This window comes from Proteus sp. G2609, assembly GCF_963896135.1.
Lineage (GTDB): Bacteria > Pseudomonadota > Gammaproteobacteria > Enterobacterales > Enterobacteriaceae > Proteus > Proteus mirabilis.
This window is the reverse complement of record NZ_CAWQNB010000003.1, coordinates 41,774-59,018: the sequence shown is the minus strand read 5'-3', so window position 1 is coordinate 59,018 and position 17,245 is coordinate 41,774. Positions and strand designations below refer to the sequence as shown.

Sequence of the window (17,245 nt, the reverse complement as noted above, 5' to 3'; positions counted from 1 at the left end):
CTGGCTGTTTTTTACTGGATTATCCAGTCTGGAGTGAACAATGAGTGATGATATGGCTCTGCCGTTACAATTTACAGATGCGGCTGCAAATAAAGTAAAAGATCTAATTGCGGATGAAGAAAACCCAAATCTGCGTCTACGTGTTTATATCACCGGTGGTGGCTGTAGCGGATTCCAGTATGGTTTTACCTTTGATGATGCTATGAATGAAGGTGATATGACCATAGAAAAACAAGGCGTTGCCTTAGTTATTGATCCAATGAGCTTGCAGTATTTAGTGGGTGGTTGTGTTGATTATACTGAAGGCCTTGAGGGCTCACGTTTTATCGTCACCAATCCTAATGCGAAAAGCACTTGTGGTTGTGGTTCATCGTTTAGTATCTGATTTTTATATTATTTGACGTCGTGGCTACACCGCCGTGCCACGGCGTTAGTCATCCCCACATCTTTATATATGCTCCGCTCACTGCATGTTATTGGTTGTGTTGCAGCTTGCATACGACTCTTGTTTGTTAACCTCTTCAATCTTCATTTAAATAGTTAATTGACTTTAAAATGAGTGGATTGCGATAGCCTCACAAATCTGTTGAGCCGCATAAATAATACGTGGTGCTGGTCTGCTAAAACTATCTTCATCAATAGCGATAATAGGAATATCTAATTGAGGTTGCCAAAATTGTTGTATTGCGGCAATTTGGTTTGGTTTACCACTAAATAAAATCAAATCAGGTTTTTTACTGATCACTTGCTCGCGGCTGACTTGTGGCCAAGGAACTGCACTATTCGCAAAAATATTTTCACCGCCACAAAGTTCGGTAATCTCATTTTGTAATGAATGTTTTGATGTCGTAAATAGGGGTTGCATACCAAACTGAATAAAGACTTTTTTCTTCGCTTGATGAGGCGTCGTTGAAGCGTACTTTTGCTGTAATTCTTGATATTGCTGACGTAATTTTTGTGCACTTGCTAAAGCGACTTCAGGATGAGTGCTGTAAGAAGAAAGTCGGGTAAGATCGTCAATGATTTCTTCGATACTGTGTGGATCGGAGTAAATAATAGGGATACCCAATGATTTTAACTGATCGAGCGGTCGTTGAGGATTACCGCTTGGCCATGCAATAATTAAATCAGGTTTTAATAGCAAAATGCGTTCTACATTAATGCCTTGCCAGTCGGCAACTTGTACGAGATCTTTTGCTGCTTGTGGATAATCAGAATAAGCGCTCGCCGCAACCATATTCTCTCCCATACCTGCGGCATAAGCCATTTCCGTGGCAGACGGGGATAAAGTAATAACACGTTGTGCGGGAGTGGCTGCGATAACATAACAAGGTGTCAATATCAGGCTTAGCAGCAGTGCAAAAGTGTTTAAGAAACGCATTTTTTCTCGTCTTTATAGTCAAATATACCCGTCTATTTTTATCTTACCTGCTGAGTTAAAAGAGAGACGGGTTTGTTAAGTGGCTTATCGATTAAATAAATTAAAACTGAGTCTCTGTTTTTAATTTATCAAGCATAGTGGTGACCATTAAGCTTGATTGTTGTGCGGCAACAGATAAAAACTCATCAAAACTTAAATGCGATTCTTTATCTGCCACATCTGAAATGGCGCGAACAACAACAAAAGGTGTATCAAATTGATGGCAAACATGTCCAATAGCGGTTGATTCCATCTCAACAGCGACGACTTCTGGAAAAGTACGACGAATACGCGCTAATGGCTCGGCACCATTAATAAAAGCATCGCCGCTACAGATTAATCCACGCACGGCATTTAATTTTAGTGATCCAATACACTCTTGAGCAATATTGACCAGTTTGGGATCGGCAATAAATGCCGGCGGGCATTGTGCCATTTGACCCGGTTCATAACCGAAAGCAGTAACGTCGGCATCGTGATAACGTACTTCTGTTGATACGACAATATCGCCAACATTTAATTTTGCATCTAACCCACCTGCAGAGCCAGTGTTGATCACAACATCAGGGCGAAAATGTTCAAGTAATAGTGTGGTACCGATGGCGGCTGCCACTTTACCAATGCCTGATTTTAGTAATGCAACATCTACACCATTGATTTTGCCAGTATAAATTTCACAACCACCACGAGAGACTATTTCGCAGTTTTCAATTTGTTCACGCAGAAGTTTGACTTCTTGTTCCATTGCACCTATTACGCCAACTCTCATTGTGTCATACTCCCTTGTAGGTTAATAATATATAGCGTTAACCAAGAGTTTATCATTTATCGCAAAAACACGATATAACGCAGCGAATTCGTTTCATCGATACCAGAAAGAGGATAGAAATGATCGATTTTAAACTGAAGTTAAATTATCAACGCAAATATAACAGCAGTGATATCGATATTGATGATGAAATGCAGATCTCGCGCCAATTTGAAAGCGATCGTGGGCGTATTATTAATTCAGCGGCGATCCGTCGGTTACAACAAAAAACACAGGTATTTCCATTAGAGCAAAATTCGGCGGTACGAAGTCGATTAACCCATTCGCTGGAAGTACAACAAATAGGCCGTTATATCGCTAAGCAAATAATCGGCGAACTAAAAAAGCATAATAAATTAGAAGAATATGGCTTAAATGAACGGATTGATAGCGTTGAAAGTTTAATTGAAATGGCGTGTTTAATGCACGATATTGGCAATCCTCCTTTTGGTCATTTTGGTGAAGCTGCAATTAAACATTGGTTTCGTAAGGTGTTAGCACCTGATGCTTCCATAGAATTTGATAATTGTCCTTTTTTACCTATTCGCTATTCAGCAGACCGACATTTAAATGAATTAAAACAGACTTTGCGTCAAGACTTATGCCATTTCGAAGGCAATGCTCAGGCAATTCGCATGGCGCATCACTTGTTAAAACTCAATTTAACCTATGCGCAAATTGGCTGTGTTTTAAAATATACACGTCCAGCTTATTGGCAAGGTGCTACGCCGAAAGAATTTAGCTATTTAATGAAAAAACCAGGTTATTACTGGTCTGAAGCTGAATTTGTTAAGGAAGTACAAGAGAAACTTGCAATGAAAGATTTTTGTCGTTTCCCACTGACTTATATTATGGAAGCGGCAGATGATATTTCTTATTGTATTGCTGATTTAGATGATGCGGTAGAAAAAGGAATTTTTGATATTAATCGCTTAGTGCAGTTATTAAAAAATGCATGGAGTGAAAGTGGTGCGGTAACAGAAGGTGATCTGTTTGATATCACTGTTAATCGAGCTTTTAAGAAAGTTGATCAAAATGAAGCTAAGCGTAGCATGCAAGATCAATTTTTTATGTATTTGCGCGTCTATATTACCGGAAAATTAGTACCTTACACCGCCTATCGCTTTATTAAAAACTTACCTCAAGTTTATGAAGGCAGCTTTAACCATGCTTTACTGGAAGGAAAGAGTGCTGAACATCGTTTATTGGCAACGTTAAAACGAGTGGCGCAAAAGTGGGTATTTAGTCACCCCGAAGTTGAAGAGCTTGAAATGAAGGGCTATCGAGTGATCAGTGGGTTATTGGATATTTATAAGCCATTGCTTTTATTATCGACCGATGATTTTCTAAGACTACATAAATATAATGAACATCCTGATTATGTTATTGAGACGCGTTTATATCATAAGCTTTCGATTAAACATAAGCTTGCTTATAATGAAGCATTAGAAAAAATTTACGATATTAATAGTGAAGAGGGAAAAACCTTAGAGTTTTATTATCGTACAAGATTGATACAAGATTATATCAGTGGTATGACCGACCATTATGCATATGAAGAATATAGAAAATTAATGGTATGTGATTAATGTGTAATCGATTGAAATATCTATCATATTGATTAATGATAATTTTTAGATTTTTCTTAGAGATAGTTACGCGTTATTAAAATAACAGAAAATATTTGTTATTAATTGTAAATATATTCAATGTAAACGTTATATATAATAGTTTTTAGTTATAGAATAATATTAAATCTATATAAAAGAGTACTTCTACTTGTTAGCATAAAAATATTTTTCGATTTCATAAAAATATTGCTTATATCAGTTAAGTAAATAACTTGTTCGATGGTATACTCTCCTCATATCTTATTCTAAATGGTCTAGTAAACACTTAATTCTGTTTGCGGAGTGAAAATGTCAAACTAGGCTGTTTTAGAGTTAATCCGCAATAGATTCATAAAATTTAATACTATGGTGCAGTTTTATTCCCCTAAAAAACGTCCTGCTAAAAAACAGGTAAAAAACTTGGCGGTAACCGCTAATGCATTGGATGCTAACGGTCAAGGTATTGCTCATGCTGAGGGCAAAACCATTTTTGTTAAAGGATTACTTCCACAAGAAACTGCACGCATTCGTTTGACCGAAGAAAAACGCCAGTTTGCCAAGGGAGAAGTGATCACACGGTTAACCACAAACCCAGAAAGAGTGACACCACCCTGTCAGTACTATCAACATTGTGGTGGGTGCCAGCAACAACATGTGCCTATTGATTGGCAACGCACCACTAAAGCTGAGGTTTTATCACATCTTATTAAACGTGAAACTAATGTGGTCATTTCAGCACAGCCTGTTATTGCCGGTGCGGAGTATGGCTATCGGCGTCGAGCAAGATTAGGGTTACGTTATCACCCTAAAAAGGGTTTGGTAATGGGATTTCGCCAAGCACTTTCTAATGACTTAGTGATGGTCACCCAATGCCCAGTATTAAAACCACAACTTAATGTACTGTTATTGCCACTGTGGCAGTGTTTAAAGCAACTCTCTGTCGTGCGTGATTTAGGTCATGTGGAATTAGTGTTAGCAGATAATGGGCCATTAGTGATTTTGCGTCATTTATCACCGCTATCTGAGGGTGATAAGCAATTGTTAGATGATTTTTCTCATCACGCTCAAGTGATGATATATCTGGCGGGTGATAATGGTGAGATCGCACAATTAACAACGATTGAGAAGGAACCCTTCTATCAGATAGAGGGTCTAAAATTACACTTTGCACCAACGGATTTTATTCAAGTTAATGATGAAATAAATCATAAGATGGTTGCTCAAGCGATAGCATGGCTCGATTTATCGCCAAACGATCGCGTACTAGACTTGTTTTGTGGCATGGGTAACTTCACATTACCTATGGCAAAGCGTGTTGATAAAGTCGTTGGTGTCGAAGGTGTTCCTGCACTGGTGGCAATGGCGAAAAAAAATGCTGAACTTAATCAATTAGATAATGTTCAGTTTTGGCATGCTGATTTATCCGCCGATTTTTCTGCTATGCCTTGGGCACAGGAAGGATTTAATAAAGTTCTGCTAGATCCCGCAAGAGCGGGAGCTGCACAAGTGATGTCACATATTGTGACGTTATCCGCAGAAAAAATTGTGTATGTTTCCTGTAATCCGACCACGTTAGCCAGAGATAGTAAGATATTATTAGATTCCGGATATCAGCTAACCCAGTTAAGAATGTTGGATATGTTTCCACAAACAGGGCATCTGGAATCAATGGCATTGTTTATTCGCAAATAAACAGATAGCCACTCAATAAGTCGCAGATAAGATTTATATCGAGTAGGGAGAGAATATGGTTGCAGTTAGAAGTGCTCACTTAACACCTGCAGGGGAGTTTGCCGTTGATAAATGGGTTAATAGCTTGAATTTAACTCATGCGAATGCGGGGAGTGAAATCATGCAAACCTGGGAATACTGTCATCGTACTGTTCTGGGCCGTGAAGATGCGCAACTGTTGCTATGGCGCGGTGTTGAGATGGTTGAACTTCTTTCGACACTCAGTATGGATAAAGATAGCATGAGGGCAGCACTTCTCTTCCCACTTGCTGAAGAAGATCTTATTAACCAGGAAGTTATCACTGAACATTTTGGTGAGGCGATATGGAATTTAGTGCGTGGCGTAATGGAGATGGATGCTATTCGCCAGCTTAAAGCGACACATACCAACGAAACTAGCTCAGTACAAGTCGATAATGTACGCCGTATGTTATTGTCTATGGTGGAAGATTTTCGTTGTGTAGTTATCAAACTCGCAGAGCGAATTGCCCATTTACGTGAAGTGAAAGATGCCACTGAGGATGAACGGGTCTTAGCGGCAAAAGAGTGTTTTAATATCTATGCACCATTAGCCAATCGATTGGGGATTGGACAATTAAAATGGGAGCTTGAAGATTTCTGTTTCCGTTATCTTCATCCTGATGAATATAAGCAAATTGCAAATTTACTGCATGAACGCCGTATTGATCGCGAACAGTATATTGATAATTTCGTCAGTACGGTGCGTGGTTATATGCAGCAAGAGAATATTGAAGTCGATATCTACGGACGTCCCAAGCACATCTATAGTATTTGGCGAAAAATGAAGAAAAAAAATCTCGCCTTTGATGAGCTATTTGATGTTCGTGCGGTACGTATTGTTGTCGAACGCCTACAAGATTGTTATGCCGCTTTAGGTATTGTACATACTCATTTTCGTCATTTACCCGATGAATTTGATGATTATGTTGCCAATCCAAAACCAAATGGTTACCAATCTATTCATACGGTGGTACTTGGCCCTGAAGGTAAAACCGTTGAGATCCAAATACGTACTCGTCAGATGCATGAAGATGCTGAATTAGGTGTTGCAGCGCATTGGAAATATAAAGAAGGTGCTACTGGTGCAACAACCAAAGGCGGGACGGGAAGTTATGAAAATCGTATTGCGTGGTTACGTAAATTAATTGCATGGCAAGAAGAGATGGCTGATTCTGGTGAAATGCTAGATGAAGTACGTAGTCAAGTATTTGATGATCGCGTCTATGTATTTACGCCAAAAGGGGATGTGATTGATTTACCTGCAGGCTCGACACCATTAGATTTTGCTTATCATATTCATAGTGATGTTGGTCATCGCTGTATTGGTGCTAAAATCGGCGGGCGCATCGTTCCATTTAGCTATCAGCTACAAATGGGCGATCAAATTGAAATTATTACTCAAAAACACCCTAATCCAAGCCGAGATTGGCTAAATCCTAATCTTGGTTATGTGACAACCAGTCGTGGAAGAGCGAAGATCCACAATTGGTTCCGTAAACAAGATCGCGATAAAAATATTATTGCAGGCCGCCAAATCTTAGATAATGAATTAGCGCCGCTTGATATCAATATGAAAGAAGCAGAAAAGCTGCTGATTGCTCGTTATAACGTCCATAGTCTTGATGAAGTGCTGGCAGGCATAGGCGTTGGTGATATCCGTATCAATCAATTAGTCAATTTCTTACAAAGTAAGCTGAATAAAGCCACAGCGGAAGATGAAGACAAAGAGGCGTTACGCTCATTAGAAAATAAAACGGCTACACCAAAAACAACCACGTCAGGTGGTGGCAGTATTGTGGTCGAGGGTGTCGGGAACTTAATGCATCATATCGCACGTTGTTGCCAACCTATTCCAGGCGATAATATCGTTGGATTTATTACCAAAGGACGTGGTATTTCAATTCACCGTGCAGATTGTGATCAATTAGCTGAGTTACTTTCTCACGCACCAGAGCGTATTGTCGATGCGGTGTGGGGTGAGAATTACTCAAGTGGTTATTCATTAGTGGTGCGGGTTGTGGCTAATGATCGTAGTGGTTTATTACGCGATATCACCACTATTTTAGCTAATGAAAAAGTGAATGTGCTGGGAGTTAGTAGCCGCAGTGATGTGAAGCAACAAATAGCGACCATTGATATGAATATTGAGATTTATAATCTCCAAGTATTAGGGCGTATTTTAGCGAAACTCAATCAATTACCTGATGTCATAGAAGCCAAACGCTTTTCTCATTAAGACATTGGTCGCCTTAACGGATAAAATGCCAAGCACAATGTGTCTTGGCATTTTTTTACGAAATTTTGTTAACTCGACATAACGATCACTTCTATATACAAGGATACAAGGCCAGATAATGTCAGAAAACCGTGAAATTTTACGTTTATTAGCCATTATGGCGCAATTACGTGATCCTCAAACAGGCTGTGAGTGGGATAGGGTACAAACCTTTGACACCATAGCCCCCTATACATTAGAAGAAACCTATGAAGTACTAGATGCCATTGCCCGCAAAGATTTTAGCGCACTTAAAGAGGAGTTAGGGGACTTACTCTATCAGGTCGTTTTTTATGCCAGAATGGCGCAAGAACAGCAATTATTTGATTTTAATGATGTCTGCGAAGCTATCAGCAATAAATTAGAACGTCGTCATCCACATATTTTTGCTACAGAAAATGAAAATAATTTAGCGACTGAAAAACATCGTTGGGAAAAAATCAAGGCTCAAGAGCGTGAAGCGAAAGCACAATATTCATTACTTGATGATATTCCTGCTACTTTACCGGCACTGATGAAAGCAGAGAAAATGCAAAAGCGCTGTGCCTCCGTTGGCTTTGATTGGCACGAGCTTTCTCCTGTATTAGATAAAGTGTATGAAGAAATAGATGAAGTGATGGCAGAAGTGAAAAAAGCCCCTAGAGATGATCAACGTATTGAGGATGAGTTGGGGGATTTGCTTTTTTCTGTGGTTAATTTATCGCGCCATTTAAAACAGAAGCCAGAGCAGGCACTTAATCGAGCTTGTCGTAAATTTGAGCAACGGTTTAGGTTTGTTGAAAAAATGCTCACAGAGCAGGGTATAAACATAGAAAATGCTTCATTAGAAGAGATGGAGATCGGTTGGCAAAAAGCGAAGGAAAAAGAAATTGAGTGAAGAATGACTCATCATTATTTGTTTTTGTGACATTAAGTGCGAAAGATAATAGATGAAATCTTATTGTTTTTACTCACTTTTTATAAAAAATTATAAAAGGCGAAATTATAAAAGGTAATTTCGCTTTTTTTATTTTAGGTGGCTTTAAATATCGTTGTTGCATTTGATTTGCTAAAAAGTGTGATTAACCTCAAAAAAATTAAAAGCATGATCATAAGCAAAAGATATGTCACGAAACCTGCTACACTTTATATCGTGAAAAAAATAAAGCATCTATTCTCTAAAAGTGATATCTTAGCTGAAAGGATTAAGCTAAAATGCTTGAGAAATATTTTCACGGGTTTAGTTGATTGAATTTTTACTGTTTTTTCGTGTTTAAACGGATAAGTAATGTGATGAAAAAGAACTTTATACAACTAAGAATGTTTGTAGCGAAAATAAGGTTCGGGTATACTGTGTTCCCGTCCAGTTATATCCATCATCCAAATACACCTAAACTTTCAGGTTCAGCATGAAAACGAATTATATTTTTGTGACCGGCGGGGTCGTATCCTCTCTGGGTAAAGGCATTGCCGCAGCCTCTTTAGCGGCTATACTAGAAGCCCGTGGACTCAATGTCACCATGATGAAGTTAGATCCGTATATTAACGTCGATCCAGGTACAATGAGCCCAATTCAACACGGAGAAGTCTTCGTCACTGACGATGGAGCTGAAACTGATCTTGACTTAGGCCATTACGAGCGCTTTATTCGCACGAAAATGACGCGTCGTAATAACTTTACGACCGGCCGTGTATACTCAGAAGTGCTACGCAAAGAGCGTCGTGGTGACTATCTTGGTGCGACTATCCAAGTTATTCCTCATATCACTAATGAAATCAAAGAACGCATCATCCGTGGCGGTGAAGGTCATGATGTCGTGTTAGTTGAAGTTGGTGGTACTGTCGGTGATATCGAATCACTTCCTTTCTTAGAAGCTATCCGTCAAATGGCGGCAGAAGTAGGGCGTGAGCATACTTTCTATCTGCACTTAACATTAGTGCCTTATTTAGCGGCTTCGGGTGAAGTAAAAACCAAACCAACGCAACACTCTGTAAAAGAGTTACTCTCGATTGGTATTCAACCAGATGCATTAATTTGTCGCTCAGATCGCGTTATTCCAGCTAATGAACGCGCCAAAATTGCACTGTTTTGTAATGTTCCCGAGAAAGCGGTTATCTCATTAAAAGATGTCGATTCCATTTATAAAATCCCTGCACTCTTGAAATCGCAAGGATTAGATGATTATATCTGTAAACGATTCAGCTTAGATTGCCCAGTGGCAAATCTGTCTGAATGGGAACAGGTTATCTACGAAGAAGCCAATCCTGAAGGCGAAGTTACCATTGGTATGGTTGGTAAATATGTTGAATTACCAGATGCCTATAAATCAGTGATTGAAGCATTAAAACATGGTGGTTTCAAAAGCCGTGTTGCGGTAAATATCAAATTAATTGATTCTCAAGATGTGGAAACTCGTGGTGTAGAAATCCTAAAAGGGTTAGACGCAATCTTAGTTCCAGGTGGTTTTGGTGAACGTGGTGTTGAGGGCAAAATTATGGCTGCTCGATATGCACGTGAAAATAAAATCCCTTATTTAGGCATCTGTTTAGGTATGCAGGTGGCTATGATTGAATTTGCACGCAATGTTGCCAATATGGAAGATGCTAACTCCACAGAGTTTGCACCTGATTGTAAATACCCAGTTATTGCGCTTATTACTGAATGGCGTGATGAGAATGGCAATCTTGAAGTGCGTACAGAAAATAGTGACTTAGGTGGAACAATGCGCCTTGGTGCACAACCTTGTCATTTAAGTGGCGATAGTTTAGTGCGTACTCTGTATGGTAAAAATACCATTACAGAGCGTCATCGTCATCGTTATGAAGTGAATAATCTACTGTTAAAACGTATCGAAGATGCGGGTTTACGTATTGCAGGTCGTTCAGTTGATAACAAGCTGGTGGAAATTATTGAAAATCCAAATCATCCTTGGTTTGTTGCTTGTCAATTCCACCCTGAGTTTACCTCAACGCCACGTGACGGCCATCCGTTATTTGCTGGCTTTGTGAAAGCAGCCTTTGACTACCAAAAAGGCTTGCTAAAATAGGATATGTGAGAAGAGAGCGCGTATCTCTCTTCTCGGAAATTTAACTTGTACAGAGGAAAACCGTATGTCCAAAATCGTTAAAGTACTTGGTCGTGAAATTATCGATTCTCGTGGCAACCCAACAGTTGAAGCTGAAGTTCACTTAGAAGGTGGTTTTGTTGGTATGGCGGCGGCTCCATCAGGCGCATCAACAGGTTCTCGTGAAGCTTTAGAATTACGTGATGGCGATAAGTCACGTTTCTTAGGTAAAGGTGTTCTGAAAGCGGTTGAAGCTGTTAATGGACCAATCGCTAAAGCTCTTTTGGGTCAAGATGCTAAAGACCAAGCTAATATCGATAAAATCATGATCGATTTAGATGGTACTGAAAACAAATCAAACTTTGGTGCAAACGCAATCCTAGCTGTTTCTTTAGCAAACGCAAAAGCAGCTGCTGCAGCGAAAGGTATGCCTTTGTATGAGCATATTTCTGATCTGAACGGTACTCACGGTCAATACTCAATGCCTTTACCAATGATGAATATCATCAATGGTGGTGAGCATGCTGATAACAACGTTGATATCCAAGAGTTTATGATCCAACCTGTTGGCGCGCCTACTCTGAAAGAAGCGGTTCGTATGGGTTCTGAAATCTTCCATCACTTAGCAAAAGTGCTGAAAGCAAAAGGCATGAACACCGCGGTAGGTGACGAAGGTGGTTATGCGCCAAACTTAGAATCTAATGCGGCTGCATTAGCGGCTATCAAAGAAGCAGTAGAAGCTGCGGGTTATGTTTTAGGTAAAGATGTAACTCTGGCTATGGACTGTGCTGCATCTGAATTCTATAACAATGAGACTGGTAACTACGAACTGAAAGGCGAAGGTAAAACTTTCACTTCACAAGAATTCACTCATTACTTAGAAGAGCTGACTAAACAGTATCCAATCGTTTCTATCGAAGATGGCTTAAACGAATCTGACTGGGATGGTTTCGCATACCAAACTAAAGTACTTGGTGACAAAATCCAACTGGTTGGTGACGACCTGTTTGTAACTAATACTAAGATCCTAAAAGAAGGTATCGATAAAGGTATTGCTAACTCTATCCTGATCAAATTCAACCAAATCGGTTCACTGACAGAAACGTTAGCTGCTATCAAAATGGCGAAAGACGCAGGTTATACTGCTATCATCTCTCACCGCTCTGGTGAAACAGAAGATGCAACTATCGCTGATTTAGCAGTAGGTACAGCAGCAGGTCAAATCAAAACAGGTTCTATGAGCCGTTCTGACCGTGTTGCTAAATATAACCAGCTGATCCGTATCGAAGAAGCATTAGGTAGCAAAGCACCTTTCAATGGTCTGAAAGAAGTTAAAGGCCAAGCATAATCGTAATTTCGATTAGAAAGATTTATTAATTTTAAATGGGTGAATGTATTGTTCACCCATTTTTTTTGGCGCTAGATAGGGAAAGTAGGATATTTACACTAGAACAATGGAATAAAAAGTGTGATGCGTAAGAGAAAATAGTGTTCAATTTTTACTCTTTTATTAATAAATCGGTTAATTCTCGTGGATCAGATCCCAATTATAACTTTTGCACATTTTCAATGGAGTGAAATGTTTTTATATTTCACATATAACCTATTTCGTTAACAATTATGGCTTAGTGAACTTAATGTTCACGTCAGCTAATGTGGAGTATTATCATGGATGCGTCCAATTTAGCCCCATCGGCGAAATCAAGCCCGATAAACAAACGAGGGTTAATTATTTTAGCAATCGACGTTGTACTACTGCTGTTATTGCTAGAATTTTTACCCTACGATCCAAAAGCTAATGCAGGTTTAGCGTTAATGGTGTTTGTGGGTGTGTTATGGCTGACAGAAGCTATTCACGTAACTATTACAGCGTTGTTTATTCCAATCCTTGCGGTAGTGCTCGGGTTAATGAACACCAATGAATCGCTAAAATCTTTTGCTAATCCGATTATTTTCTTATTCTTCGGAGGATTTGCATTAGCAACAGCGCTTCATATTCAAGGATTAGATCGCTTAATCGCTAACCGCTTATTGATGATTGCTAAAGGCAAGCTCTCCATTGCTGTCTTGTTACTTTTTGGGGTAACGGCATTACTCTCAATGTGGATCAGTAACACGGCAACTGCGGCAATGATGTTACCGTTAGTGTTAGGCATTTTATCTAACTTAGATATTCGTTCAGAACGTAATACTTTCGTCTTCGTACTATTAGGTGTTGCTTATAGTGCCAGTATCGGTGGTTTAGGTACGTTGGTGGGTAGCCCGCCAAATGCAATTGCTGCTGCTCAACTAAATTTAGATTTTATTACTTGGATGAAGTACGGTGTTCCAATCATGTTAGTGCTATTGCCTATCATGTTTATTGTGATGTATCTGATGCTACGTCCTAACCTAAAACATAAGTTTGATCTGAAATTAGAAGTGTTAGAGTGGAATAACAAACGTGTTATTACCATGATTATCTTCTTAGTAACGGTATTTTGCTGGATCTTTAGCTCCTTTATCAGTAGCGCTTTCGGTGGTGTGAAAGATTTAGATACCGTCATTGCAGTCAGTGCCGCTATTGTTATCGGGGTGACGGGTGTAGCAAGTTGGAGCCAAATTCAGGAAAATACAGAGTGGGGCGTATTAATGCTGTTTGGTGGTGGTTTAACACTGAGCGCAATTTTACAATCTTCTGGTGCAAGTTTGGTTATGGCTGATTTTATGAAAGATACTTTTGGTAACAGCCATTGGTTTGTCATTATTCTTGCTGTAACAACCTTTATTATTGTTTTAACTGAATTCACCAGTAATACCGCCAGCGCTGCGTTACTTGTTCCTATCTTTGCAACGGTGGCACAAGCTTTAGGTATGCCTGTTATGGCGTTAACGATGATTATTGGTATCGGTGCATCATGTGCCTTTATGTTACCAGTGGCAACGCCACCCAATGCGATTGTATTTGGCTCCGGATATATTAAACAGACAGAGATGGTACGTGTAGGTGGGGTACTTAACCTTGTGTGTATCTTAGTTATCTCTCTCTTTGCTTGGTTCTTCTGGTTATAATTACAATTACTAATTAATAAATAAAAGGTATCTATAAAAATAGGTACCTTTTTTATTTTAATTAAATTAGTTTTTTTATTTTAATTATTCTAATTTTTTTAATTTTATTAAATTAGAAAAAAAACAAATTGTACCTATACTTTAATTTCATTCTTTATTCTAATAAAAATAGTAGGTACAGGGTATGATTACAGTTTTAGATTATTTATTAGTAAGATTAAAAGAGTTAGAAATTAAAACTATTTTTGGTGTTCCCGGCGATTATAATTTACCTTTTATTGGTGTTGTTGATAATGATAAAGATATTCAATGGGTAGGAGCATGTAATGAATTAAATGCATCATATGCTTGTGAAGGATACGCACGGATCAAAGGTTTTTCTGCTCTGTGTACAACCTATGGAGTGGGGGAGTTAAGTGCGATAAATGGTGTTGCTGGCGCCTTTGCAGAGCAGGTTCCTATTATTCATATTGTTGGCGCGCCTTCTCAGTCAAAGCAAGAGAAAGGAAAAACATTACATCATTGTTTAGCGACGGGTAGGTTTGATGCCTTTGAAAAAATGTATCGTCATATTTCAAAAACGACGGCTGTATTAACATATCACAATGCGACGGAAGAAATTGATAGAGTATTAGAAACATTGTGGCGTTATCGATATCCGGTTTATTTATTAATACCAGAGGATGTCGGTGTGATGAAAGTTAATAAACCAAAGTTACCATTACAATTAACATTACCTCAAAGTAATCCCGATGATTTAAATAAAGTTATTACTCTTCTTGAAAATAAAATTAAGCAATCAAAATCACCATGTATTATTATTGGCGAACAAGTATCACGTTACCAATTAAGAAAACAAGTTGAGAATTTATTAGAAAAAACTAATCTGCCGTTTTTTACTGTATGGGGAAGTAAAGGGGGTGTTGATGAAGGGCGTCAACAGTATGGTGGAATATTATTTGGTGAATTATCTAATCCACAAGGTTTAGATTATATTATAAATTCTGATTTAATTATTAGTCTTGGGGTGAGTTGGGATGAAGTTAATACAGCGGGATTTACCTTCGACGTTCCCACACAAAATTGCTATCAATTTTATGATACTTATAGCTTAATAGAGGAAGAGAAGATTTATGGCGTTTCTTTACTCGATATGCCTAACGCCTTATTAGCCCTTGACTATATTTATCCCCACAACATAGCGTTACTACCGCAAAAAATAGTACCGCCTGATTGGCAAGGACTGATAAAAATAGATTCTATTCCTCTTCTGTTAGATAAAGTCCTTGATGATAATTCGGTTATTCTTGCTGAAGCAGGTAATGCTTTTTTATGTGCGGTTAATCATATATTTTCTGGTAACAGTCAATTAGTGGTCAGTAATATTTGGGCATCCATTGGTTATACTTTACCCGCCGCATTAGGTGTTACTCTTGCATTAGAAAACCAAGGACGTGCCTTTGTTGTTATTGGTGATGGTGCATTTCAGATGACTGCACAAGAGCTTTCTACTTTATTACGCTTAAAACTCAATCCCGTTATTTTTATTGTTAATAATCAAGGTTACGCATTTGAAAAGATCTTTTACGGGCCTAAAGATACCTTTAATGATATCCAAAACTGGAATTACTCACAGTTACCTGAGCTATTTAATTGTGATGCTTATAGTGTGAAAGTGGATAGTCTAGAAGCGTTAGAAACCGTATTACCTTTATTAAAAGTGCATCAAGATAAACTGTGCCTTGTTGAACTTGATATGGATAAACATGACTATTCGGAGCCAATCAGTGAATTTATTGCGTTGCTTAATCAGTATAAATGATGGGTATTAAAATATTATAAAGTAAACAGCCATCTAACTATCCGCTCGATAGTTAGATGGCGTTAACTGTTTATCAAGGCGCTAAAAACTATTTTTTTAAGTAAAGCGTTAATTGCGTTCCCGGTTTTAACATCTTGATATCAGCATTCCAGCTCATTAATTGCTTAAGATTAATATTGTGACGACGAGCAATACTGTAATAAGAGTCACCTTGACGAACTTTATAGTAACTTGGTGAAGCGCCGGTTGGTTTGCTTGTTGGACGATTGTTCACACTACCTGCATTATGAATTTTTAATGTTTGCCCAACTAATAAGGTACTCTTTGCACTTAATCCATTGAGTCGTTGTAGCTCTTTTACGCTCATATTATAACGTCGAGCAATGGCATAAAAAGAATCACCGGAGCGGACTTTATAAATGCCTTCTTGCTTAATCGACTGATTGGCTTTAGCTACTGCTAAACGGATGGTCTTTAAAATCGCTTCGTCAGCAAACGCATTTTGGAACTGCGCAAGTTTATTACGAGGAAGTAAAATAACATGAGGGCCATTTGGTGCGGTGATCCCGCGCTTATAGCCAGGGTTATAGTCTTTTACGGTTGTAATAGGTAATTGGCTAAGTTCAGCGACTTTGCTTAATGTTATCTGTTCGCCAATATCAATTGCGGCTAATGATTTATCGCGATAGTTACTTTTCGGGAAGGTGATATCGGCTTCATTGTCACGGATAACTTTACTTAAGGCGAGAATTTTAGGCACATAATTCATGGTCTCTTTGGGTAATGAAAGTGACCAGTAATCGGTAGGTAGGTTTTTGCTCTCATTAGCTTTTATCGCTTGCATAACACGACCTTCGCCCGCATTGTAAGCGGCTAATGCTAAAGGCCAGTCGCTATCAAACATAATGTAAAGGCGCTCAAGCAAATCTAAGGCTGCATTAGTAGAAGCGACAACATCACGGCGACCGTCATACCATTGATTTTGTGCTAGACCATAATAATTAGCTGTGACAGGGACAAATTGCCATAAGCCCGCCGCTTTAGCTGAAGAGGTGACATGAGGATTAAACGCGCTTTCCACCACCGGAACCAGTGCAAGCTCCATCGGTAGATTACGTTTTTCTATTTCCTCAATAATCCAATACATATAAGGCTCTGCACGTAATGCAACGGTTTGTATATGTTTTGGATTATTTAAAAAATAAGTTTCTTGCTGCGAAATCCTTTCATTGTCAGGGATATCCATTTTTAATTCACTTACTACATAACCCCACAAATTGGTTTTTATATCATATTGTGGTTGGTAAGAAGTTGAAGTCCCTAAAGATGTGGGTGTTATCGCAGACAAATCGGGTTTTATGCTCTTAGATTGCTGGCAACCCGCCAATAGCAATATAGAGAACAAAATCACTTTTGTCTTCATGTTCGAAAATTAGTCCTGTGTGTTTTTTGCCCTAAATAAT

General features: G+C 38.7%; 12 protein-coding genes. 9 read left to right on the top strand and 3 right to left on the bottom strand.

Going from position 1 to position 17,245, the window contains the following annotated elements; genetic code table 11:
* Nucleotides 1-40: 40 nt before the first annotated feature.
* Nucleotides 41-385 carry an iron-sulfur cluster insertion protein ErpA gene (gene erpA, locus AACV01_RS00680; protein WP_004244992.1) on the top strand — a complete coding sequence of 115 codons (345 nt, stop codon included), beginning with the start codon at nucleotides 41-43 and terminating at the stop codon, nucleotides 383-385.
* Between the two features lie 165 nt (nucleotides 386-550).
* Here erpA and btuF read toward each other — a convergent pair whose 3' ends face one another.
* Together btuF and mtnN are read right to left on the bottom strand one after the other, a co-directional pair.
* On the bottom strand, nucleotides 551-1,381 hold the full coding sequence (btuF, locus tag AACV01_RS00675; RefSeq protein WP_004247290.1) for a vitamin B12 ABC transporter substrate-binding protein BtuF: 831 nt from the start codon (nucleotides 1,379-1,381) through the stop codon (nucleotides 551-553).
* Between the two features lie 100 nt (nucleotides 1,382-1,481).
* The gene (gene mtnN, locus AACV01_RS00670; protein WP_004244989.1) at nucleotides 1,482-2,189 is read right to left on the bottom strand and encodes a 5'-methylthioadenosine/S-adenosylhomocysteine nucleosidase; all 708 of its coding nucleotides are present in this window, start codon (nucleotides 2,187-2,189) and stop codon (nucleotides 1,482-1,484) included.
* Nucleotides 2,190-2,308: 119 nt separating this feature from the next.
* Between mtnN and dgt the strand changes: the two genes are divergently transcribed.
* From dgt to AACV01_RS00630, 8 genes are all read left to right on the top strand, one after another.
* Nucleotides 2,309-3,817 (top strand): dGTPase, encoded by a 1,509-nt coding sequence (gene dgt, locus AACV01_RS00665; RefSeq protein ID WP_020945249.1) that lies wholly within the window; start codon nucleotides 2,309-2,311, stop codon nucleotides 3,815-3,817.
* A 387-nt stretch (nucleotides 3,818-4,204) separates the two neighbouring features.
* Nucleotides 4,205-5,530 carry a 23S rRNA (uracil(1939)-C(5))-methyltransferase RlmD gene (rlmD, locus tag AACV01_RS00660; RefSeq protein WP_004244987.1) on the top strand — a complete coding sequence of 442 codons (1,326 nt, stop codon included), beginning with the start codon at nucleotides 4,205-4,207 and terminating at the stop codon, nucleotides 5,528-5,530.
* Nucleotides 5,531-5,585: 55 nt separating this feature from the next.
* Nucleotides 5,586-7,826, top strand: a complete 2,241-nt coding sequence (gene relA / locus AACV01_RS00655) for a GTP diphosphokinase (protein WP_004244986.1) — start codon at nucleotides 5,586-5,588, stop codon at nucleotides 7,824-7,826.
* 118 nt (nucleotides 7,827-7,944) lie between these two features.
* The gene (gene mazG / locus AACV01_RS00650; RefSeq protein WP_020945251.1) at nucleotides 7,945-8,742 is read left to right on the top strand and encodes a nucleoside triphosphate pyrophosphohydrolase; all 798 of its coding nucleotides are present in this window, start codon (nucleotides 7,945-7,947) and stop codon (nucleotides 8,740-8,742) included.
* Nucleotides 8,743-9,253: 511 nt separating this feature from the next.
* The gene (gene pyrG, locus AACV01_RS00645) at nucleotides 9,254-10,891 is read left to right on the top strand and encodes a glutamine hydrolyzing CTP synthase (protein WP_004244983.1); all 1,638 of its coding nucleotides are present in this window, start codon (nucleotides 9,254-9,256) and stop codon (nucleotides 10,889-10,891) included.
* 64 nt (nucleotides 10,892-10,955) lie between these two features.
* Complete coding sequence (eno, locus tag AACV01_RS00640; RefSeq protein ID WP_004244982.1) at nucleotides 10,956-12,257, top strand: phosphopyruvate hydratase; 1,302 nt, start codon at nucleotides 10,956-10,958, stop codon at nucleotides 12,255-12,257.
* A gap of 320 nt (nucleotides 12,258-12,577) precedes the next feature.
* On the top strand, nucleotides 12,578-13,960 hold the full coding sequence (locus AACV01_RS00635; protein ID WP_004247295.1) for an SLC13 family permease: 1,383 nt from the start codon (nucleotides 12,578-12,580) through the stop codon (nucleotides 13,958-13,960).
* Between the two features lie 184 nt (nucleotides 13,961-14,144).
* Nucleotides 14,145-15,782 (top strand): alpha-keto acid decarboxylase family protein, encoded by a 1,638-nt coding sequence (locus AACV01_RS00630; RefSeq protein WP_161682295.1) that lies wholly within the window; start codon nucleotides 14,145-14,147, stop codon nucleotides 15,780-15,782.
* Nucleotides 15,783-15,870: 88 nt separating this feature from the next.
* On the opposite strand, the gene mltD is transcribed toward AACV01_RS00630, so the two are convergent.
* Nucleotides 15,871-17,205, bottom strand: a complete 1,335-nt coding sequence (mltD, locus tag AACV01_RS00625) for a murein transglycosylase D (RefSeq protein ID WP_004244978.1) — start codon at nucleotides 17,203-17,205, stop codon at nucleotides 15,871-15,873.
* Nucleotides 17,206-17,245: the final 40 nt, after the last annotated feature.